The organism is Massilia sp. NP310 (genome assembly GCF_019443485.1).
In the GTDB taxonomy this organism is placed as follows: Bacteria; Pseudomonadota; Gammaproteobacteria; order Burkholderiales; family Burkholderiaceae_D; genus Telluria; species Telluria timonae.
In genome coordinates this window covers 3,247,999-3,269,488 of record NZ_CP080379.1, presented here as the reverse complement: position 1 = coordinate 3,269,488, position 21,490 = coordinate 3,247,999, and the positions used below count along the sequence as shown (strand labels likewise).

Sequence of the window (21,490 nt, the reverse complement as noted above, 5' to 3'; positions counted from 1 at the left end):
CATGATGCGGTCCGTTGGGCTTCAAGGGTGCCAGCACTCTTGCAATAACGAAACAACATTTCGATCGATCGATCTATTTTATTGGAGTAATACATGGCAATCGTCGCTACCCACGTCGCAGCAGTTCAAGAACTGTACGTCGCATACTTCGGCCGTCCAGCTGACCCAGCTGGCCTGGACTACTGGACCAACATCGTCGAAGCCCAAGGCTCGACCGCTGCTGTGTCGGCAACCTTCGCTGCTTCGCCAGAGTACATCGTTTCGTACTTCGGCAAGACCAACGCCCAGATCGTTGACCAGATCTACACCAACCTGTTTGGTCGTCCTGCTGACGCCGCTGGCCGCGCTTACTGGATCAACCTGCTGAACAACGGCACCATCAAGGTCGACACCATCGTCGCTGAAGTCGCTGCTGCCGCACTGACCACCGACGCTGAAATCATCGAGAACAAGGTTGCTGCCGCTACCGCCTTCACCGCTGCTGTCGACACCGAAGCTGAAATCGCTGGCTACAACGGCACCGCAGCCGTGGCCCTGGCCAAGGCATTCATCACCGGCGTGACCACCGACGCATCGCTGGCTACCGCCATCGGCACCGCTAACCTGAACGCGAAAGTCGCCGAAGTCGTCAAGGCTGGCACCCCGTTCACCGTGACCGCCGGCCTGGCCGCTTATGAAACTGCTCAGGACAATCTGGCTGACTTCCTGGAAGATCACGAACTGACTTCGGGTACCGCACTGACCACCCTGACCGACGCTCGCGACGACGCAATCGATGCGGTCGACCTGCTGGTCGGTGGTGCTCCATACGCCGGCGCACCTGCTGGCGTCCAGGCAGCTCTGCTGGCTGAGCAAGTTCGTCTGAACAACGTCGCTCTGACCAGCGCCAACACCGAACTGACCGATGCCAATGCCGCAGCCGCTGCCGTGAGCGCAGCTCTGGTCGCAGCGATCGCCAACAAGCGTTCGGCTACCGTGGCTAACGAAGAAGCCAAGGAAGCTGCTGCTGCATCGCAAGTCGAACTGGACGTCGCTCAAGCTTCGCTGAACGCACGTGTCGGCGGCACCCTGGACGTGACCCTGGTCGCTGCACCTGCTACCGGCACCACCCCGGTCGTGACCTTCGAAAACGCCGACGGTGACACCGTCAACCTGATCTCGATCAATGCTCGTGGCAACCTGGTCCTGACCAACGGCGTGACCGAAGCTGACTACCCAGGCGTGACCGCCCTGCGCGACGCACTGGCAACCGACATCGCCGCTGACATCGACGCTGGCCTGGCTGCTACCGCCCTGACCCAAGCTTCGAACGAGCCAGTCCTGGGTGGCGCTAACGCTGCTGTCGTGCTCCGCGTTGAAACCGCTGTCACCGGCGTGAACACCGCTAACGAAAACATCGAGAAGCTGACCGACGCCGTCGCCGACCTGACCGAAGCACGTGCTGACCTGACCGAGTTCAACGCTCTGACCAAGGCTGTCACCGATGCAGGCGCCGCATTCACCGCTGCTGGCTACGTTGCTCCTAAGTTCCTGGATGTCGACGGTCCTCAAGCCGCTACCTCGGGTTCGGACATCTTCGTCCTGGGCGACGCTGACACCGTGTCGATCACCAGCTTCGGCCGTTCGGGTTCGGACTCGCTGTTCATCGGTTCGCAGTTCACCCTGAACACCGGCGACCTGGATGCAGGCAACGACGCAGTGATGGAAGTCTTCTTCATCCAGAACGGCACCCGCACCGAAGTCCACGTCGAGCAAGCTGCTTACGGTTCGGACAGCGGCGCTGTGAGCGTCATCACCCTGATCGGCGTTGATGCTGACGACCTGCAACTGAGCAACGGCATCATCTCGCTGAAAGCACCGACCGCCTAATGTTTTGCCCGCATTAGCGGGCCAGCATGAAACAGTCGAAACCCGCCACCGCAAGGTGGCGGGTTTTTTTTATGGGACAGCTGTGGATGGCGAGCCACTGAACAATGACTATCATGACAATTATTTGTGACGAGGATCACATCTTCCGTTTGTTTTAGGTCATAATACGCGTGCTGAGCAATTTGCTTGTGTTTCGGCAACTTGTGGGGCCAGTCCGAGTTCCGCTCGATACTGTTCTGCATTCCAGATCACAGCCCATGAAAAAACTGCTAGACGAAAAAAACGAGATCCAACGCGCCTTACTCGGGTTCAAAAGCACGTTCATCACCATCGGGGTGTTCAGTGCGATCATCAACATACTGATGCTCACGCCGTCCATCTACATGCTGCAGGTGTACGATCGCGTGCTGGCCAGCCGCAACGAAATCACGCTGCTGATGCTGACGCTGCTCATGCTGGGCGCGTATCTGTTCATCGGCGCGCTGGAAGTGGTCCGCTCCTTCGTGCTGGTGCGCGTTGGCGCCAAGTTCGACATGACGCTCAACAAGCGGATCTACACTGCTGCATTCGAGCAGAACCTGAAGCAGGCCGGCGGCAATGCCGGCCAGGCCCTGAACGACCTGACCAGCCTGCGCCAGTTCCTGACTGGCAATGCGCTGTTCGCATTCTTCGACGCGCCCTGGTTCCCCATTTATCTGTTCGTCATCTTCCTGTTCGAGCCGTCATTGGGCTGGTTCGCGCTGGGTGGCACCGTCATTCTGGTAATCCTCGCGATCGTCAACGAACGCGTGACGCGCGCGCCGCTGTCCGAAGCGAATTCGATGGCCGTGTCGGCCAGCACCATGGCCACGAACAACCTGCGCAACGCGGAAGTCATCGAGTCGATGGGCATGCTGCCGAACCTCATGGGCCGGTGGTTCAAGACCCATGGCAAGTTCCTTTCACTTCAGGCGGATGCGAGCCAAAAGGCCGGCAGCATTGGCGCCGCCACCAAATTCGTCCAGACTGCATTGCAGTCGCTAGTGCTGGGCTTCGGCGCACTGCTGGTGTTGGAAAACAAGATCACGCCGGGCATGATGATCGCCGCGTCGATCCTGGTGGGCCGTACCCTTGCACCGGTCCAGCAGGTGATCGGCGTATGGAAGAGCTGGGCCAGCACCCGCAGTGCGCACGAGCGCCTGACCAAGCTGCTGGAGTCCAACCCGGCGCGTCCGGCTGGCATGGAACTGCCCAAGCCACAAGGCGCGCTGACCGTCGAAGGCGTCACCGCAGCGCCGCCGGGCGTGAATGTGCCGATCGTCCGTAATCTCAATTTCGGCATCAATCCCGGCGACGTGCTTGGGGTGATCGGCCCGAGCGGATCGGGCAAGTCTACCCTGGCGCGCCTGCTGGTCGGTGTCTGGCCGTCCATGGTGGGTAAAGTGCGCCTGGATGGCGCGGACATCTACCAGTGGAACAAGGCTGAACTCGGCCCAAATATCGGCTACTTGCCGCAAGATATCGAACTGTTCAGCGGCACGGTCAGCGAGAACATCGCCCGCTTCGGCGACGTCGACGCCGAAAAAGTGGTGACGGCCGCCAAGCGTGCCGGTGTGCATGACATGATCCTGCGCCTTCCAAAGGGCTATGACACCCCGCTGGCCGACGGCGGCGGCGGCTTGTCCGGTGGCCAAAAACAGCGACTGGGCCTGGCGCGCGCCATGTACGACGACCCGGCGCTGATCGTGCTCGACGAACCGAACTCGAACCTGGACGACGTCGGCGAGCAGGGCCTGGTCAATGCCGTGATGGACCTGCGCAAGCGCGGCAAGACCATCATCCTGATCACGCACCGTTCGACCATCCTGGGCGCCACCAACAAGCTGCTGGTCATGAAGGATGGCTCGGTCCAGGCCTTCGGCCCGACCCAGCAGGTGATGGCAGCGATTCAGGACGCCAACAAGAAGGCGCTGGAAGCAGCGCGGGCGGCAGAAGCCGCGAAAACGGCGCAGCCTCGCGTCGCCGGGCCCGGAGCGCCGGCAGCACCTGCCGCCACTACCACGCCAGCTACTGGAGAAACGAACTGATGAAGTTGGTAAAGAAAGAGAAAGACGCGGCGGAAGTGATCACGCACGACGTGACGCCGCTCGAAGTGCAGACCGATGCGCGCGCCTTCAGCCGCATCGGCTGGTTTGTCGTGCTGTTCGGCTTCGGCGGCTTCCTGCTGTGGGCGCTGCTGGCGCCGCTCGACAAGGGCGTGCCGCTGTCCGGCACCGTGGCCACCGAATCGAACCGCCAGGCCGTGCAGCACCAGGCCGGCGGCACCGTCCAGGAGCTGCTGGTGCGCGATGGCGACGTGGTCAAGAAGGGCCAGGTGCTGGTGCGCATGAATCCGATCACGGCCCGTTCGGCGGTGGAGGTCACCGATGCCCAGTACCTGTCGGCGCTGGCCAATGTCGCCCGCCTGACGGCGGAACGCGACGGCGCCCGCGCGATCAAGTTCCCGGAAGAGATGGAAAAGCGCCGCGCCGAACCGCGTGTCGCTGAACTGATGAGCACGCAAAACCAACTGCTGATGGCGCGCCAGAGCTCGCTGCAAAATGAACTGGCCGGCATCGACGCCAGCATCGAAGGCCTGAAGGTGCAGATCAGCGGCCTGCAGGAATCGCGCGACAGCAAGAAGGAGCAGGTCGAGTTCCTGAAGGAGCAGCTGGGCGGCATGCGCGACCTGGCCAAGGAAGGCTACGTCGCCCGCAATCGCCTGCTCGACCTCGAGCGCACTTATGCCCAGTTGGGCGGCGCCATCTCGGAAGACATCGGCAACATCGGCCGCTCGCAGCGCCAGGTGATCGAGCTGACGATGCGCCGCGCCCAGCGCGCGCAGGACTACCAGAAGGAAGTGCGCACCCAGCTGGCGGATTTCCAGCGCGAGGCCGATGCCCAGGGCGCGCGCCTGCAGGGGCAGCGCTTCGAGCTGTCGAACGTCGAAGTGAGGTCGCCTGCCGACGGCGTGGTGGTTGGCCTGGCGGTGTTCACCAACGGCGGCGTGGTGCCGTCCGGCTTCAAGATGATGGACATCGTCCCGAGCAACGCCCCGCTGATCGTCGACGGCCAGCTGGCGACGAACCTGGTGGACAAGGTTCATCCGGGCCTGCCGGTGGAGCTGATCTTCTCGGCCTTCAACACCAACAAGACCCCGCACATCGACGGCGAAGTGCTGTACATCTCGGCCGACCGCAGCGTCGACGAAAAGACCGGCGCGCCGTACTACAAGGTGCACGTGAAAGTGACGCCGGAAGGCCAGAAGAAGGTCGCCGCGCACAATATGGACATCCGCTCCGGCATGCCGGTCGAGCTGTTCGTCAAGACCGGCGAGCGCACGATGATGAGCTACCTGCTCAAGCCGATCATGGACCGCGCCCACTCGGCGCTGAGCGAGGAGTAAGCGATGGCGCGCACACACGCATTCCGTTTGCGCGGCCTGGCGGCGGGCGCGCTGCTCGTCGCCGGTTTCTGCGGCGCGGGCAGCGCCGGCGCGGTCACGCTGGAAGAGGCCTACCAGGCCGCGCTCAAGAACGACCCGACCTTCCGCATGCGCTACTACGAGAACGAGAGCGGCAAGGAAAACCGCATCCTGGGGCGCGCGCAGTTGTTGCCCCAGGTGTCGGCCAGCCATTCGGTGAACCGCAACATTACCGACCAGTTGCAGTACGATCAGTTAGGTCGTCCTGTGCTGCAGCATCCGAGGTATTTCAGCCGGTCGTCGGTGGTTCAGCTTCGCCAGCCGCTGTTCAATATGGACGCTGTTCAGCGCTATCGCCAGGGTAAGGTGCAGAGCGACCAGGCCGAACAAGCCTATGAGGCCGGGGTCGACGAGGTGTCGGTGCGCGTGGTGAGCGCCTATATGGACGCCTTGTTCGCCGAAGACCAGCTGGCGCTGGCGCGCGTGCAGCGCGATATGTATGCCGAGCAGCAGAAGGTCAATGACTTCCTGTTCCAAAAAGGCGAGGGCACCAAGACCGATTCGCTGGAAACCCAGGCCCGGCTCGACCTCGCCGAGGCTCAGCTGGTCGAGGCCCAGGATCACGTGGTCGCGGTGCGCAACACCCTGGCCGGCGTGATCGGCATGGACCCGGGCACGCTCGACCAGCTCGGCCCGAATTTCCGTCCGGTGACGCTCGACGTGGCCGGTTTCGAGGAGTGGCGCAAGCTGGCACTGGAGCGCAACAACACGCTGGCGGCGACCCGCCTGGGCGTGGAAAATGCGCGCCTGGACATCAACCGCAACCGCGCCGGCCACTTGCCGCGGGTGGACTTCGTCGCCGCCTACAGCAAGAACGACAGCGAAACCCTGAACCTGCGCGGCACGGAGTCGACCAACCGCTCGCTCGGCATCCAGGTCAACATCCCGATCTATTCGGGCGGCGCCATCAACGCCCAGACGCGCCAGGCCGCAGCCACCTATGGCCGCGCGCAGGCCGAACTGGACGCGCGCACCAACGAAACCCTGCTCGAGCTGCGCCGCGCCCACGACCTGGTGATGAGCAGTGGGCGCAAGATCGACGCCCTGGTCAAGGCCGTGGACTCCAGCAAGGAGCTCATGAAGGCCACCGAGCAGAGCATCAAGGGCGGGGTGCGCATCAACCTCGACCTGCTCACCGCCCAGCAGACCTTGTTCACCAGCCAGCGCGACCTGGCCCAGGCCCGCTATTCCTACCTGGTGGGCCTGATGCGCCTGCGCGCGGCGTCCGGCACGCTGGCGCCGGACGCCATCCGCGAGATCGGCGCTTTCTTCCGCTGATCCGGAAGGGGGGCATTCGCTCCCCTTTCTTCCCTCAACCAGCCCTATCTGGCTGGTAATTTCATTTAAAAGATTTCATCCCGCGTCAAGCAGACGCCGCCGTTATGCGGATTGGATTAATATCAATTATCCATTCAATAACGGAGGTAGCAATGGCAGTTGATGCAATCGAAGTTCAAAAACTCTATGTGGCCTACTTCGGCCGTCCAGCCGATCCGAACGGCATGGATTACTGGACCGACGCGCTCGACGCGAATTCCATTGGCATGGCCGACGTCTCGGCCTCGTTCGCCGCATCGCAGGAATACCGCGACACCTACGCCGGGCTGGATAACCGCGCCATCGTCGCCGAGGTCTACCAGAACCTGTTCGGCCGCGCGGGCGAGGAAGCCGGCGTGAATTACTGGACCGACCTGATGGACCGCGGCGTCATCTCGATCGATGACGTGGTGAAGGATATTTCCGAAGCCGCCAATGGCAGCGACAGCGTCGCCTTCAACGGCAAGGTGGCCGCCGCGAGCCTGTTCACCGCGCGCGTGGACGAACCCGACGAGATCGCCGCCTACACGGGCGATGCCGCGAATGATATTTCGATGGAATTCCTGGCCACGATTACCGACCTGGGCAGCGCCGCCGACGCGCTGAAACCGGACGTGGTGGACGCCTGGATCGAGCGCATCGTCGATGCCCATGGCGCCAGCGCCGAAGGCATCGCGCTGGTCGGCGTGGCGCCGGCGGCGGAGCCGCTGCCGGGCGCCTGACGCATCGGGCGGGTCAGGCCGCCGCGTGGCCGGCGACTGGCGCGCCCGTCTTGGTCTCGCCCGCGCAATGCGGGCACGACACGCCCACGACATAGCTCGGCGACAGCTGCTGGCGCGGCGTGACCACGGCGCGGCACGCGAAGCACTGCGCGGTCTCGGTCGGTTCCAGCTTTGGATTGAGGGCGGTGCGGTAATCGAACACGAAGCAGTCGCCCGTGTAATGGTCGCCGCCGACTTCCTCGAAATACTTCAGGATGCCACCCTCGAGCTGATACACGCGGTCGTAGCCGATGTCCTTCATGTGGATCGCGGCCTTCTCGCAGCGGATGCCGCCGGTGCAGAAGGTGACCACGGTCTTGCCGTTCAGCTCATCCTTGTGCTCGGCCGCGACGGCCGGGAATTCGGTGAATTTATCGATGCGGTAGTCGAGCGTGTTGTCGAAGGTGCCCACGTCGACCTCGAAGGCGTTGCGGGTTTCCATCATGACGACTTCGACGCCGTCGTCGTCATGGCCCTGGTCGAGCCAGCGCTTGAGCGTCCTGGCGTCGACCGCCGGTGCGCGGCCCAGTTCCGGCTTGATCAGCGGCATGCGCATGGTGATGATTTCTTTCTTGATCTTCACCAGCATGCGCTTGTGGGATTGTTCGCCCGACAGGCTTTCTTTCCATTCCAGGTCGGCCAGGCGCTCGTCGCTGCGCACCCAGGCCAGGTACTGGTCGATGTGCTCGCGCGTGCCCGACAGGAACATATTGATGCCTTCCGGCGTCAGCAGCACGGTCCCCTTCAAGCCAAGCTCGTTGCACAGGGCCTGGTATTGCGGGCGCAATTCCTCCAGGTTGTCGAGCGTGATGAATTTATAGGCGGCAATATTGACGTACTGAGTTTCGGAAGACATGGTCGATGGGCCTTGCAAAGGCGGTTGAAAAGACAGGGCGATATTATAAGTCAGCAAGCGTGCCCGACCACATGGCGCTCCCGATTTGCGACGGAGCTGCGCCACCCGTTCCCGCTGGTCATTCATGAAGAAGCGTCAGGAAGCGCGAGGGAGCACTCTTATGTCGAAAAATCTTACAGTAAATACAATCCGATATTGCGAAAAATCAATTAAGTTGTTGATTATTAACACTAATGCATTGCTGGCATCTTAATTGCTTTATGGATCATGTTCTGTTTTTAATTACCATAACTAGGGATAAACAATGATTCGTAAATTTGCCTTCATCACTCTGGCACTCGCGACCGGCTTCGCATCGGCTGCGCAAATTCTGCCTTCGAAATCGTTCAGCACCAACGCCAATGATATCTACACTTACAGCTTCGACCAGGCGCAAACCGGCAGCTACATCCTGGACTTCACGTTCAGCTTCGACGGCAAGGTGCAGAACAACGATTTCCTCGGTGTATGGTTCGGCAATGCAGGCGTCGCCAAGAACTATGAAGGCCCGAATTTCGGATTCAAGGCCAACTGCAACGAACAAGGCACCTGCACCGACGATCTTTTCGTGCGTACGCAAGGAACCGGTGGTCATTTCATCGCAGGCAGCGACCTGAAGGAAGGCGAGACCTATCACCTCTTCGCACATCTCTACAAAAGCACTGCGAACGGCTTTTATGACCGCTTCGACCTGTGGCTGAACCCGACTGCAACCGAGATGCAAACGCTGACCGGCGCCGACGCTTCGGCCACCGAAAAGTCCAGCCTCAAGTCGTTCGACACCATTGGCATTCGCACCGCCAATGTCGACAACGGCCTGACGCTGAACGTCAACCCGGCCGAAGTCCCGGAGCCGGGCAGCGTTGCGCTGATGGGCCTCGCCCTGGCCGGCCTGAGTTTCATCCGCCGCAAGCGCGCCTGATCCGAAGGAGCCGGTGTCGATAAAACCGCTGCTTCGGCAGCGGCTTTTCGGGTGCTCACAGTGCAAGCGCCAATGCCAGCGGACTTTCCTGGCGGCGTTGCAAGATATGGTCGCTGGACAGCGGTGGCCTGCTGGCCGTCGTCGAGGTCGTATAAGCGAGCGTACCGGCGAACCGACACCGATGCGGGTGGCATGATGCTGTTCGACCCGATGGCACGGTCAGCTGTATGGACGATATCGTGGTGATTGGTTCGACCGCAGCCTGATCGTAGCGTGTCACCTGGCTGGCGCCTCTGGCGACGCTCTTGCGCGTGCAGTCGGCAGGCCGAAGAACGACTACCTCTCGCCGTTTCCGGGTGTGCTGGATTGTCGGCCTTGGTCGCACCACCCCCATATTCCGCCTTCATCAGGTTGTCCGGCTCGCGGTAAAATACCCGGATGACTTCCCCGACTTTCACCCACCTGCGCGTCCACTCCGAATACTCCATCGTCGACGGCCTGGTCCGCATCGACGACCTGGTCAAGGCGGCCGTCAAGGACAACCAGCCGGCGCTGGCCGTGACCGACCTGGCCAATACCTTTTGCCTGGTGCGTTTCTACAAGGCCGCGCGCGGCAAGGGCATCAAGCCGATCGTCGGGGTCGACGCCTGGATCACCAACGACGACAACCGCGACAAACCGCACCGCCTGCTGATCCTGGCCAAGAACCATACCGGCTACCTGCAGCTGTGCGACCTGCTGGCGCGCGCCTGGCTCACCAACCAGCACAAGGGCCGCGCCGAGATCCGCACCGAGTGGCTGGAGGCGCTGGCGACGTCCGTCTCGACCCTGCATCCCGACGAGCCCCAGGCCAACGCCCTGATCGTGCTGTCGGGCGCCCATTTCGGCGACGTCGGCCAGGCGATCGAGAACGGCGATTTGCCGAAGGCCGAGGCGAACGCCCAGCGCTGGGCGCGCATCTTCCCGGGCCACTTCTATATCGAGATCCAGCGCGCCGGCCAGCCGAACCAGGAACAGCAGGTGCGCCACTCGGTGGCGCTGGCCGGCCGCCTGGGGCTGCCGGTGGTGGCCACGCACCCGGTGCAGTTCCTGGACAAGAGCGAGTTCATCGCCCACGAGGCGCGCGTCTGCATCGCCGAAGGCGAGATGCTGGCCAACGCCAAGCGCGTGCGCCGCTTCAACGAGAACATGTGCTTCAAGTCGCAGGCCGAGATGCTTGAATTGTTCAAGGACTTGCCGGGCGCGCTGGCCAACTCGGTCGAAATCGCCAAGCGCTGCAACGTCACGCTCACCCTGGGCAAGCCGCAGCTGCCGAACTTCCCGACCCCGGGCATGACGATCGACGAATTCCTGGTCGCGGAAACGAAAAAAGGCCTCGAGGAGCGCCTGGTCCAGCTGTATCCCGACCCGGCCAAGCGCGAGCAGGAACGGCCGCGCTACGAGGCGCGCCTGGAGTTCGAGAACAACACCATCATCAAGATGAAGTTCCCGGGCTACTTCCTGATCGTGGCGGAGTTCATCCAGTGGGGCAAGAACAACGGCGTGCCGATCGGCCCGGGCCGCGGCTCGGGCGCGGGTTCGCTGGTCGCCTACGCGCTCAAGATCACCGACCTCGATCCGCTGAAGTACAACCTGCTGTTCGAGCGTTTCCTGAACCCCGAGCGCGTCTCGATGCCCGACTTCGACATCGACTTCTGCCAGGAAAAGCGCGAACTGGTGATCCAGCACGTGAAGGACCTGTACGGCCGCGACGCGGTGTCGCAGATCGCCACCTTCGGCACCATGGCGGCCAAGGGCGCGATCCGCGACGTCGGCCGCGTGCTCGACTTCGGCTACAACTTCTGCGACGGCATCTCCAAGCTGATCCCGTTCAAGCCGGGTAAGCCAGTTTCGATCGCCGAGGCGATCGAAGAAGAGCCGCTGCTCAAGGAGCGTCTCGAGAACGAGGAAGAAGTGAAGCAGCTTCTCGACCTCGCGCAGCAGGTCGAGGGCATCACGCGCGGCATCGGCATGCACGCCGGGGGCGTCCTGATCGCGCCGGGCAAGCTCACCGACTTCTGCCCGCTGTACACCCAGGGCGGCGACGCCGGCGTGGTCTCGCAGTACGACAAGGACGACGTGGAGGCCGTGGGCCTGGTCAAGTTCGACTTCCTGGGCCTGACCACGCTCACCATCCTCGACCGCGCCGTCAACTACATCAAGGATCTCGACCCGGCCGAGGCGGATTTCGACCTGGCCGCGCTGCCGCTGGACGACCGTGCGTCGTACAAGCTGCTGTCCGAGGCCAAGACGGTCGCGATCTTCCAGCTGGAATCGCGCGGCATGCAGGGCATGCTGAAGGACGCGCGTCCCGACCGCTTCGAGGACATCATCGCGCTGGTGGCGCTGTACCGTCCGGGTCCGATGGACCTGATTCCCGACTTCTGCAAGCGCAAGCACGGCGAGAAGTTCGACTATCCCGACCCGCGCACCGAGTCGATCCTGTCCGAGACCTACGGCATCATGGTCTACCAGGAGCAGGTGATGCAGATGGCGCAGATCGTGGGCGGCTACTCGCTGGGCGGCGCCGACATGCTGCGCCGCGCGATGGGCAAGAAGAAGGCCGAAGAGATGGCCGAGCACCGCGAGATCTTCCGCGCCGGCGCCGCCAAGGACGGCCTGTCGACCGAGAAGGCCGACGAGATCTTCGACCTGATGGAAAAGTTCGCGGGCTACGGCTTCAACAAGTCGCACGCGGCCGCCTATGCGCTGCTGTCGTACCACACCGCCTACCTGAAGGTGCACCATACCGCCGCGTTCATGGCAGCCAACATGTCGCTGGCGATGGAAGACACCGAGAAGATCAAGATCCTGGTCGAGGACGCGAAAGAAGTCTGCAAGCTGGTGATCCTGCCGCCGGACGTCAACGAATCGCAGTTCCGCTTCACGCCGGAAGGCGAGCCGAGGTCGAAGACCGGCAAGCAGGTGACCAATATCCGCTACGGTCTGGGCGGCGTGAAAGGCGCGGGGCAGGGCGCGATCGAAGCCATCATCGCCGCGCGCAAGGAGGGCGGCAAGTTCAAGGACCTGTTCGATTTCTGCAAGCGGGTCGACCGCAAGCAGATCAACCGCCGCACCATCGAGTCCCTGATCCGCGCCGGGGCGATGGACGCCTTCGGCGTCGACCGCGCCGTGTTGCTGGCGTCGGTGGCGTTCGCGATGGAAGCGGCCGGCCAGGCGGCTGCGGCGGCCAACCAGGTCAGCCTGTTCGGCGGCGACGATTCCGACCTCGTGGCGCCGCCCGAGTACGTCAAGGCCACGCCCTGGACCGACCGCCAGAAGCTGTCCGAAGAAAAGATCGCGCTCGGCTACTACCTGTCGGGCCATATGTTCGACTCGTACGCGCAAGAGGTGCGGCGCTTCGCCAAGACCAAGCTGAAGGACCTGGAGCCGTCGCGCGACCCGCGCATGATGTGCGGCGTGATCACCGGCGTGCGCACCCAGATGACCCAGCGCGGCAAGATCCTGATCGTGGCGCTGGACGACAAGACCGCGGTGCACGAGGTGACGATCTACAGCGAGGTGGCCGAGGCCAACAAGCACGCCCTCAAGGAAGACGAGTTCCTGCTGGTGGTCGGCAAGGTGTCCGAAGACCGCTTCAACGGCGGCCTGCGCATCACGGCCGAGAAGGTGTTCGACATCGCGGCGTCGCGCATCCAGTACGGGCACAAGCTCGAGATGGACCTGAGCACGTCGATCGACCCGGCGAAGATCGCCGACGTGCTGCAGCCCTACCGGGTGCAGGACGGGATGCCGGTCAGCCTGCGGCTGGAGACGAATGGTATTCCCTACGTCATGCAGCTGGGCGACGACTGGCGCGTGGCGCCATCCGACACGCTCAAGCAGGCGCTCGAGCTGACGCTGGGGGCGAAGGACGTGGCGGTCGAATACTGATCGGGTGTTGGCGCGTCCTTGAACCCTGCCGTCGTCAAGACTGCGGGTGTTCGCGCAACCCGATGGTGGCCTGAGTGGTCCCGTTCGCGGCCCGCTCCAGCACCACCTTGCGGTTGCTCGATTCCTGGTCGCGCTGCGCCTCGCGGTGCCACAGGTGCAGCACCTCGGTGGCCAGCGCGCCGTCCTTGCGCAGCACGCCGGCGTGGAACAGGCGCACCACCAGGTCCGAATCCTCGTGGCCCCAGCCGGTGAAGCTCTCGTCGAAGCCGTTCACCTTCACCAGATCCGATTTCCACACCGCGAGGTTGCAGCTCTTGATGCGGCGCCAGCTGAACTTGCGCCGCACGCGGCCGAGGTCGGGCCAGCGCAGCATGGTCTGGATCACCTTGTTCATGTCGCCGGCGAGGCGGTGACGCAGGCGTTCGCCCACGCTCATGCCGGCGACGTCGATGTGCTCGCGCAGCGCACGTTCGGTCAGTCCCTGGCTCAGGAGAATGCGGCTGCCCGACACCAGGAAGCCGGGCTGGGCCAGCGCGCGGTGGCGGCGGATGAAGTCGCGTTGCGGGACGCAATCGCCGTCCAGGAAGATGATATAGTCGCCTGTTGCCGCCAGGGTGCCGCGGTTGCGCGCCATGGCGGCGCGAAAGCCTTCGTCCGGCTGCCACACGTGCCTGACGGGCACCGGCGCCCCGGCCGCCAGGCGCTCGATGCAGTCCCGCGTGTTGGCAGTCGAGCCGTCATCGGCGATAATGATTTCGAAATTCTTGTCGTCCTGTAAAAAACAGGCTTCCACCACCGCCTCCAGGGCGTCGGGCCGGTTGTACGTGGTGATCACGACCGAAATTGTCTGTGTTTGCTGCATTGCTGTCCGATTTTAGGCCTAGGCCGCAAGAATATCCCACAAGAACCTGAATGAACAATAAGCCGATGATGTCCCGGGAGCCAATGCAGGTTTGGATCGGCTTCCAGGTGTTCCTGTTTCCCTTCCTTAGCCTGACCACGCCTTCCGGCATCGGATTTTCCAGCCTCCTGTTCCTGCTGACGGCCCTGTGCGTGCCGCGCAAGGCCTGGGCGGCGTTGACGCCGCACTGGAAAGAGATCCGCTGGGTGGTCGCCGCCTTCTGGTTCCAGTTCGCGCTGGCCATCGTGGCCGTGCTGGTCCGGCCCGAAGCCGGGCTCGATTTCCTCGACAAGCCCTCGCGCATGCTGCTCGGCCTGAGCTGCATGGCCCTGGTCCTGCTGGCGCGGCCGTCGCCCGCCACCCTGTGGTGGGGCGTGGTGGCCGGCAGCGTGGCCGCGTTGCCCTTCGTCGCCTGGCAGCGCATCGTGCTGCAGGTCGAGCGCCCCGGCGGCTTCCTGAACGCGATCACCTTCGGCGACCTGGCGCTGGTGCTGGGCCTGGTGGCGCTGACGGCGGCGATCGACTATCGCCACCATACCCGCAAGGCGATGCTGGCCGGGATCGGGGCGCTGGCCGGGCTGGCCGCCTGCATGCTGACCGGCACCCGCGGCGCCTGGGTCGCGCTGGCGCTGGCCGCGCTGCTGTTCCTGAGCTATGCCCAGCTGCTGAAGAGCCGCAAGGTGCGCCTGCTGCTGGCCGGCAGCTTCGCCCTGGTCGGCGCCGCCTTCTTCGTGCCGGCCACCGGCATGCAGGAACGCGCGCTGCAGGGCGTGGACGACGTCCAGACCTGGGTCGACGGCGGCAACGTCTTCACCAACGTCGGCACCCGGCTCGAATTGTGGAAGGGCGCGGCGATCCTGATCGAGGAGCGGCCGCTGTTCGGCCTGGACCGCAACACGGTGCGCGCCGAGATCCGCCGCCTGGTGGAAGAGGGCACGCTCGATCCGGCGATCCTGTCGCTCGAACACCTGCATAATGACGCACTGCAGGCGCTCGCCACCGGCGGCGTGTTCGGGCTGGCGGCCTGGATCGGTATCCTGGCGGCGCCTTTCGTCTTCTTCGCGCGCCAGCTGGGGCGCAGCAGCGCGGACCGCGCGCTGGGCGCCAGCCTGCCGCAATTCGCGCCGGCGCTGGCCGGCATGCTGGTGGTGCTGTGTTACTTCAGCTTCGGCCTGACCGAAGTCATTTTCTGGTCCCTCAAGGGCAGCATGTTCTATGCGCTGATGGTGTTCCTGCTCATGGGATTCTGCCTGGCCGCCCGGCCGGCAAGGGAAGCAAAGGTTGAACAACGTGGAAACTAACCTCATCGTCCGGCGCCTGCTCGCGCTGGTCAAACCGTATCAATCGCGCGCCTGGATGGCGCTGCTGTCGATGGCCATCACGGCCGCCACCCAGCCGCTGCTGGGCGAGGCGCTCAAGGTCCTGCTCGACGACGGCTTCAAGGAGAACATCGACTTCAGCCTGTGGTGGATCCCGGCGATCCTGGTGTCGATCTTCATCCTGCGCGGCATCGGCACCTTCGGCACCGCCTACTTCAACAACTGGGTGCTGTCTCGAGTTCTTAACGACATGCGCGCACTTGCTTTTGAACGTGTTTTGCGCCTGCCGGTGGCGCGCTACCAGGACGAATCGACGGGCAAGATCATCAACACCGTGGTCAACGACGTGCGCCAGGTGGTGGACATGATCCAGTCGGTGTTCGTGGCCTGCGTGCGCGACGTGCTGGTGGTGATCGGCCTGCTCGGAACCCTGCTGTACCTGAACTGGAAGCTGACCCTGGTCGCCATCATCGTGATCCCGCTGACCGCCGTCATCGTGCGCACCACCACCAAGCGCCTGCGCAACCTGAACCGCGAGAGCCAGCGCGTCACCGCCGAGATGACCGGCGTGGTCGAGGAAGCCGCGCGCGGCCACCAGGTGATCCGCGTGTTCTCGGGCGAGAAGTACGAGCGCCAGCGCTTCCACAAGCGCAGCGAAGCCCTGCGCGGCTTTTCGCAGCGCATGACGGTGGCCTTCGCCGCCACCACCCCGGTGACCCAGATCGCGACCTCGCTGGCGCTGTCGCTGGTGATCGTGCTGGCGATCCAGGCCGACATGACGGTGGGCGAATTCACCCAGTTCGTGACCATGATGCTGATGCTGCTCACGCCCCTGAAATCGCTGGCCGAGGTGAACGGCCCGATGCAGCGCGGGATGGCGGCGGCCGAGACCGTGTTCGGGATCATCGATTCGGAACCCGAGGCCGACACCGGCAGCCGCGAACTGGGTCGCGCCAAAGGCCACCTGGTGCTGGAAAACGTGGTGTTCCGCTATCCGAACGCGCTGAACCCGGCCATGAACGGCATCTCGCTGGAAGTCAAGCCGGGGCAGACGGTGGCGCTGGTGGGCGTGTCGGGCGGCGGCAAGTCCACTTTCGTGAACCTGGTCACGCGCTTCTACGATCCGGAAGGAGGCCGCTTGCTGCTCGACGGCGTGCCGTACACCGACATCAGGCTGGCCTCGCTGCGCGGCCAGCTGGCGATGGTGAGCCAGAACGTGGTGCTGTTCGACGATACGCTGGCGGCGAATATCGCCTACGGCGCCGAGCAGGTCGACTACGAGCGCCTGGCGGCGGCGGTGCGCGCCGCGCACCTGACCGACGTGGTGGCGCGCCTGCCGGACGGCATCGACACCCGCATCGGCGAGAACGGCTCGCGCCTGTCGGGCGGCCAGCGCCAGCGGGTGGCGATCGCGCGCGCGATCTACAAGGATGCGCCGCTGTTGATCCTCGACGAGGCCACGTCGGCGCTGGACAACGAGAGCGAACGCGCGGTGCAGGCGGCGCTCGACACCCTGATGGCCGGCCGCACCACGATCGTGATCGCGCACCGCCTGTCGACGATCGAACGCGCCGACCGCATCGTGGTGATGGAGGCCGGGCGCATCGTGGAGCAGGGGACGCATGACGAACTGCTGGCGCTGAAGGGCATGTATGCCAATCTGTATCACCTGCAGTTCACGGCCGAGGCCAAATAACCACCGCCGCCCCACGTGCCGGCGCGCTCAGCGCGCGTAATGCGCCGCTTCCCCCGCCTGCTCGTGGCCAAGGCTGACGCCATTGGCCCTTTCCTGCACCGCTTCCACATACCGCTTGAGCGCATCGTCCAGCGACGGCAATAGCAGGCCGCGCTCGCTGCTCAGGGCGCTGTAGCCCGGCCGGCGCGCGGTGTAGCCGCACTCCTCGACCGAGACTTCCTGAAGCCGCTCGCTCGAGACGCCGGCCGCCGCGCAGGCGCGCCGGGCCAGCTCGAACCAACTGACCGCCTCGCCGTTGGTCAGGTGCCAGATCCCGCGCTCGCGGTCGATCAGCAGGTCGAGCGACACGTTGACCAGGTCGGGCACGTAGGTCGGCGACACCGTCACGTCGCGCGCCGCCTGGAACGGCAGGCCGACGTCGAGCGCGTTCAAGGCCTGGGTCACGAAGTTGTGCTGGTCCCAGGGGCCGAAGAAGGAACTGGTGCGGATCACCAGCGCCTGCGGATCGGCGTCCAGCACGCGCTGCTCGGCCTCCAGCTTGCTGCGGCCGTACACGCCGAGCGGGTTGGCCAGGTCGGACTCGACATACGGCTGTTCCCTGGCGCCGTCGAACACCAGGTCGCTCGAGAAGGTCATGAAGCGCAGCGCATGGCGGATGCAGGCCAGCGCCAGCACGGTCGGGCCCAGCGTGTTCTCGCGCATGCAGCGGTCGAAGTCGGCTTCGGCCTCGTCGACCCGCACGTAGCCGCCGGCATTGACGATCGCCCACGGCTTGAAGCGCACGATCGCCGCTTCCACCGAGGCCGGGTCGGTGATGTCCATCTCCTGGCGCGTCAGCACGTGGCAGGCCAGGTTGCGCTTTTCGCAGATGCGCTTGAAGGCTGACCCCAAGGTGCCGCTGGCGCCCGAGATCAGGATCGGCTGCACCAGGCTCGACTTGAACTGGCTGCGCACGGCGATGTCGGCCACCGCGGTGCGGGTCGCGACGGGTTTGCACAGGAAGCGGCCCGGCCGGCGCCACCAGCCTTCGCCCTGCAGCACCGGATTCGATAGCGGCCGCTTGCTGGCCAGCTCGCGCATCAGGGTGGCGACCGCGGTCGGCCGCGGCGCCGGGCCGCGCACGTCGAACGGGCCCGGTTCGTAGTAGCCGCGGCATTCGGTCACCAGGCAGTTCCAGTCGAAGGAGCCGAGCAGGGCCCACACCGTGACCGCGCGCACGTCGGCGCCTTGCTGGCGCGCCTTGAGCGCGGCATTCCAGATCTCGAGCAGCCAGCGCATCTGGTCTTCGCGGTTGGCGTCGATATGGGCTTCGGTGATGGCGATCGGCAGCCCATAGCGTTCCCAGGTCTCCATCAGCAGCGGGGCGATCCCCGGCGTGGGCGTGGCCAGCGCGCGCGGCGCCTCGACGTCGGCGTGCGGCACGCCGCGAAACACGTGGCGATGGGTTTCAGGATAGCGCTCGGGACGATGGTCGAGCCAGCGCTCGCTGGTGATGTAGTAGTTCACGCCAACGACGTCGGGCGGGCAGGGGTTGTCGCGGAACCAGCGCAGCTCTTCCTCGCCGGCGCCGGAGTCGAGCAGGTAACGCCACAGCTTGTGGTTCTCGTCGATCATCCCGCACAGCAGGTCCCAGGCCAGCCAGCGGCGCTCGTTGAAGAAGCCGGTGATCTCTTCCATCTCGGGGGTGCCGTAGGTCTTCGACAGGTCGTCGGTCTGGACCAGTTTGGCCTGCGGATTGACGGCGCGGATCGCGCGCATCGACAGCACGGTGGCGCGGCATTGCACCAGCAGGGCGCGGATGAAGGTGGCTTCGTCGCCGCCGTGCGGATACCAGACCCCGGCCAGGCCCGAGAAGCGCGCCGTGGTGCAGATCTCGTTGACCGGCGTGTAGTACTCGACCCAGGGATAGCGCGCCGCCACCGCGCCGGCGTATTCGGCCAGCAGGTCGGGGAAGGCGGGATCGATCAGGCTGGTGTGGCGCGGGCCGCTGCCGTGGTGGACCAGGCCCACGATCGGCGTGACGCCCAGCTGGCGCAGCGCCGGCAGGCGTTCGTCCGGCCACGACCAGTCGGCCTTGTCGACGCCGTCGGGAGCGGTGCGTTCCCACAGCACCGGATAGCGGATCGCCCCGATGCCGAGGGAAGCGAAGCGTTCGATGTCCTGCAGGCGCCCGGCGTGGCCGTTGCGGTCCATCTGGCTGAAGTAATTGTCGCGTACGCGGTTGACCGTGCATTCGAGACCGCCCCAGAGGGCGAGGTCCGGCGTGGAAGAGTCGGTGTGAATATTCATGAAGTCCGTACCTGCGTAATGAACACAGATCCCAGCCTAACGGCCCGGTGCAACGGGCTATGTGAAGTAGCCAACACAATTCGGACTTTTCGGACAAATCCTACTTTCTGTAGGCATTTCTTTATTTACCCTTTATAACTCAAAGACTTACAGCTATTTACCCGAAGCTTGTGACATCCGGGCACCGCCGTCGGGTCCGGCATGAACCGCTACTGCACCGTTGGCGCGCCGCCGGCCCGCGGTTCGGGCGACAATGTGCGCCAGGATGATATGGAAGGGAACGAGGCATGTACATGGTGTACTGGACGGTCGTGGATGACGAGGGGGCGCAGCCGCATTCCGAATCGTTCGATACCAGCGAGATGGTGGCGGCGATGCAGTTCATGGAAGCGCTGCGCGCGCGCCAGCGCGCTGGCGAAGGCGTGCGCTTCATCACCATGTGCTCGGAGCATCCGGACGTGGTCGGGCATCCCGGCGTGGACGTCACCGGCCCCGATTACAACTGGAAGAAGCGGCGTCGCTAGGGCAGGCGGCTCTTCAGGATCTTGCCGCTCGGCGCCGCCGGCAGCGCGTCCATGAATACGATGCGCGCCGGGCGCTTGTAGGGTGCCAGGCGCGGGCGCAGCCAGGCCTGCAGCGCCGCCTCGTCGACCCCGCGCGCCTCGACGAAGGCCACCACTTCTTCCTCGGCCGCCGGCAGCGGCCGGCCCACCACGGCCGATTGCACGACCGCCGGATGCGCGTTCAGCGCCGTCTCGACTTCCAGCGGATAGACGTTGAAGCCGGAGCGGATGATCAGCTCGCGCGTGCGGCCCAGCAGGAACAGGGCGCCGTCGGGATCCTGGCGCGCCAGGTCGCCGGTCGCCAGCCAGCCTTCCGCACGCAGTGCGGCGCTGCTCGCGGCCGGGTCGCGGTAGTAGCCGCGCATGCGTCCCGGACTGCGTATCCACAGCTCGCCGGCCTCGCCCTGCGCCACGTCGAGACCATCGCGCGCCACGATGCGCACCTCGACGCCGGGGATCGGCAGGCCGACCGACGTGTCGGTGCGCGGGGCGTCCAGGCGGGTCTGGCTGACGGTCGGACCGCCCTCGGTCAGGCCGTAGCCGTTGTGCAGCGGCAGGCCGAACGCGGCTTCGACCGCGCGCTTGAGGCTTGGGTCGAGCGGCGAGCCGCCGGCGTAGCAAAAGCGCAGGCGCGACGACAGCGGCCTGGCCGCGTCCTCCACGATCGCCAGCAGGCGGGCATACATCGCCGGCACGCCCTGCACGATGGTCAGCTCGCCGGCGCGGATCGCGGCCAGCAGGGCCCGGGCATCGAAACGCGGCGCCAGCTGCAGGCAAGCGCCCGCGTACAGGGTGCCGAGCAGCACCGAGGTCAAGCCATAGACGTGGGAGATCGGCAGGCCGCCCCAGGCGCGGTCTTGCGGGTTCAAGCCGCGCAGCCGGCTCGAGGTCGCGGCCACGAACAGCAGGCCGGCGTGGCTCAGCATCACGCCCTTGGGCTGGCCGGTGGTGCCGGTGGTGTACATCAGGGCCGCGACCTGGTCGGCGCCCGCTTCCACCGGCTCGGGCACGCAGGTGGTGTCGAGCGGGCCGGCCAGCAAGCCGTCAGTCACGCGGCCCGCGCCCGCGCAGGGCAGGGCGCCGCTGCGCGCCGCGTGACGGGCGGCGTCCGGCGAGTTGGCCGTGAGGTAGAGCGCGCGCCGCGCGCCGCTGTGCGCGCGGATGGTGTCCAGTTCGCCCTCGCTCAGGCGGGCGTTGACGATGACGCTCCAGGCGTCGATGGCGGCGGCGGCGAACAGCAGCGCCACCTGGGCCACGCAGTTCTCGGCCACCAGCAGCACGCGGTCGCCGGGGCGCACGCCGAGATCGCGCAGCAGCGCCGCATACGCATCGGCGGCGCCGGCCAGCTGCGCATACGACCAGGTGCGGCCGTCCTCGACGAGGGCCGGGGCGTCCGGGCGACGGGCGGCGCCATGGCGCAGGATGTCGCTGATGCGGCGAAATTCGGTGGACTGCATGACGGTGAGTGGATCGACGGGCAGACTTTATACCGCCTGGCGCGGCGCATCGCAAGCGAACTTGCA

General features: G+C 64.9%; 14 protein-coding genes. 10 read left to right on the top strand and 4 right to left on the bottom strand.

Annotation, left to right across the window (positions count from 1 at the left end; genetic code table 11):
- The first annotated feature begins 93 nt into the window (after window positions 1–93).
- The 5 genes from KY496_RS14330 (at window position 94) to KY496_RS14310 (ending at window position 7,410) form a co-directional block, all read left to right on the top strand.
- Window positions 94–1,869 (top strand): DUF4214 domain-containing protein, encoded by a 1,776-nt coding sequence (locus tag KY496_RS14330; RefSeq protein WP_219861201.1) that lies wholly within the window; start codon window positions 94–96, stop codon window positions 1,867–1,869.
- A gap of 257 nt (window positions 1,870–2,126) precedes the next feature.
- Window positions 2,127–3,935: a type I secretion system permease/ATPase gene (locus KY496_RS14325; protein WP_219861199.1), complete on the top strand. Its 1,809-nt coding sequence runs from the start codon at window positions 2,127–2,129 to the stop codon at window positions 3,933–3,935.
- Window positions 3,935–5,293 carry an HlyD family type I secretion periplasmic adaptor subunit gene (locus KY496_RS14320; protein ID WP_071361473.1) on the top strand — a complete coding sequence of 453 codons (1,359 nt, stop codon included), beginning with the start codon at window positions 3,935–3,937 and terminating at the stop codon, window positions 5,291–5,293. The genes KY496_RS14325 and KY496_RS14320 overlap by 1 nt, the downstream gene beginning before the upstream one ends.
- A 3-nt stretch (window positions 5,294–5,296) precedes the next feature.
- Entirely contained in the window at window positions 5,297–6,649 is a 1,353-nt protein-coding gene (locus KY496_RS14315) for a TolC family outer membrane protein (protein ID WP_071361474.1), read from the top strand.
- Between the two features lie 152 nt (window positions 6,650–6,801).
- Window positions 6,802–7,410, top strand: coding sequence for a DUF4214 domain-containing protein (locus KY496_RS14310; protein WP_071361475.1), 609 nt, complete (start codon window positions 6,802–6,804; stop codon window positions 7,408–7,410).
- Between the two features lie 13 nt (window positions 7,411–7,423).
- On the opposite strand, the gene KY496_RS14305 is transcribed toward KY496_RS14310, so the two are convergent.
- Window positions 7,424–8,305: a sulfurtransferase gene (locus KY496_RS14305; RefSeq protein WP_184237147.1), complete on the bottom strand. Its 882-nt coding sequence runs from the start codon at window positions 8,303–8,305 to the stop codon at window positions 7,424–7,426.
- 304 nt (window positions 8,306–8,609) lie between these two features.
- Here KY496_RS14305 and KY496_RS14300 point away from each other — a divergent pair, with 304 nt between their 5' ends.
- The gene (locus KY496_RS14300; protein WP_184237150.1) at window positions 8,610–9,266 is read left to right on the top strand and encodes a PEP-CTERM sorting domain-containing protein; all 657 of its coding nucleotides are present in this window, start codon (window positions 8,610–8,612) and stop codon (window positions 9,264–9,266) included.
- Window positions 9,267–9,704: 438 nt separating this feature from the next.
- A complete protein-coding gene (gene dnaE / locus KY496_RS14295) occupies window positions 9,705–13,199 on the top strand; it encodes a DNA polymerase III subunit alpha (RefSeq protein ID WP_219861197.1) in 3,495 nt (1,164 codons plus the stop codon).
- 34 nt (window positions 13,200–13,233) lie between these two features.
- On the opposite strand, the gene KY496_RS14290 is transcribed toward dnaE, so the two are convergent.
- Complete coding sequence (locus KY496_RS14290) at window positions 13,234–14,061, bottom strand: glycosyltransferase family 2 protein (protein ID WP_005665500.1); 828 nt, start codon at window positions 14,059–14,061, stop codon at window positions 13,234–13,236.
- Window positions 14,062–14,144: 83 nt separating this feature from the next.
- Between KY496_RS14290 and KY496_RS14285 the strand changes: the two genes are divergently transcribed.
- Window positions 14,145–15,401, top strand: coding sequence for an O-antigen ligase (locus KY496_RS14285; RefSeq protein WP_229409746.1), 1,257 nt, complete (start codon window positions 14,145–14,147; stop codon window positions 15,399–15,401).
- A complete protein-coding gene (gene msbA / locus KY496_RS14280; protein WP_219861195.1) occupies window positions 15,391–17,115 on the top strand; it encodes a lipid A export permease/ATP-binding protein MsbA in 1,725 nt (574 codons plus the stop codon). The genes KY496_RS14285 and msbA overlap by 11 nt, the downstream gene beginning before the upstream one ends.
- Before the next feature lie 27 nt (window positions 17,116–17,142).
- Here the strand turns inward: msbA and KY496_RS14275 are convergent, their stop codons facing one another.
- The gene (locus KY496_RS14275) at window positions 17,143–19,404 is read right to left on the bottom strand and encodes a family 1 glycosylhydrolase (protein WP_219861193.1); all 2,262 of its coding nucleotides are present in this window, start codon (window positions 19,402–19,404) and stop codon (window positions 17,143–17,145) included.
- Between the two features lie 287 nt (window positions 19,405–19,691).
- On the opposite strand from KY496_RS14275, the gene KY496_RS14270 reads away from it, so the two are divergent.
- Window positions 19,692–19,928, top strand: a complete 237-nt coding sequence (locus KY496_RS14270; RefSeq protein ID WP_040775231.1) for a hypothetical protein — start codon at window positions 19,692–19,694, stop codon at window positions 19,926–19,928.
- Here KY496_RS14270 and KY496_RS14265 read toward each other — a convergent pair.
- Entirely contained in the window at window positions 19,925–21,424 is a 1,500-nt protein-coding gene (locus tag KY496_RS14265) for a class I adenylate-forming enzyme family protein (RefSeq protein WP_219861191.1), read from the bottom strand. The two genes, KY496_RS14270 and KY496_RS14265, sit on opposite strands and share 4 nt — an antisense overlap.
- Window positions 21,425–21,490 lie beyond the last annotated feature (66 nt).

Coding starts and splice junctions, on each gene's coding strand:
- KY496_RS14270 (WP_040775231.1), top strand. CDS start 19,692: ATGTACATGGTGTACTGGACGGTCGTGGATGACGAGGGGGCGCAGCCG.
- KY496_RS14310 (WP_071361475.1), top strand. CDS start 6,802: ATGGCAGTTGATGCAATCGAAGTTCAAAAACTCTATGTGGCCTACTTC.
- KY496_RS14315 (WP_071361474.1), top strand. CDS start 5,297: ATGGCGCGCACACACGCATTCCGTTTGCGCGGCCTGGCGGCGGGCGCG.
- KY496_RS14330 (WP_219861201.1), top strand. CDS start 94: ATGGCAATCGTCGCTACCCACGTCGCAGCAGTTCAAGAACTGTACGTC.
- KY496_RS14325 (WP_219861199.1), top strand. CDS start 2,127: ATGAAAAAACTGCTAGACGAAAAAAACGAGATCCAACGCGCCTTACTC.
- KY496_RS14285 (WP_229409746.1), top strand. CDS start 14,145: ATGCAGGTTTGGATCGGCTTCCAGGTGTTCCTGTTTCCCTTCCTTAGC.
- dnaE (WP_219861197.1), top strand. CDS start 9,705: ATGACTTCCCCGACTTTCACCCACCTGCGCGTCCACTCCGAATACTCC.
- KY496_RS14320 (WP_071361473.1), top strand. CDS start 3,935: ATGAAGTTGGTAAAGAAAGAGAAAGACGCGGCGGAAGTGATCACGCAC.
- KY496_RS14265 (WP_219861191.1), bottom strand. CDS start 21,424: ATGCAGTCCACCGAATTTCGCCGCATCAGCGACATCCTGCGCCATGGC.
- KY496_RS14305 (WP_184237147.1), bottom strand. CDS start 8,305: ATGTCTTCCGAAACTCAGTACGTCAATATTGCCGCCTATAAATTCATC.
- KY496_RS14300 (WP_184237150.1), top strand. CDS start 8,610: ATGATTCGTAAATTTGCCTTCATCACTCTGGCACTCGCGACCGGCTTC.
- KY496_RS14290 (WP_005665500.1), bottom strand. CDS start 14,061: ATGCAGCAAACACAGACAATTTCGGTCGTGATCACCACGTACAACCGG.
- KY496_RS14275 (WP_219861193.1), bottom strand. CDS start 19,404: ATGAATATTCACACCGACTCTTCCACGCCGGACCTCGCCCTCTGGGGC.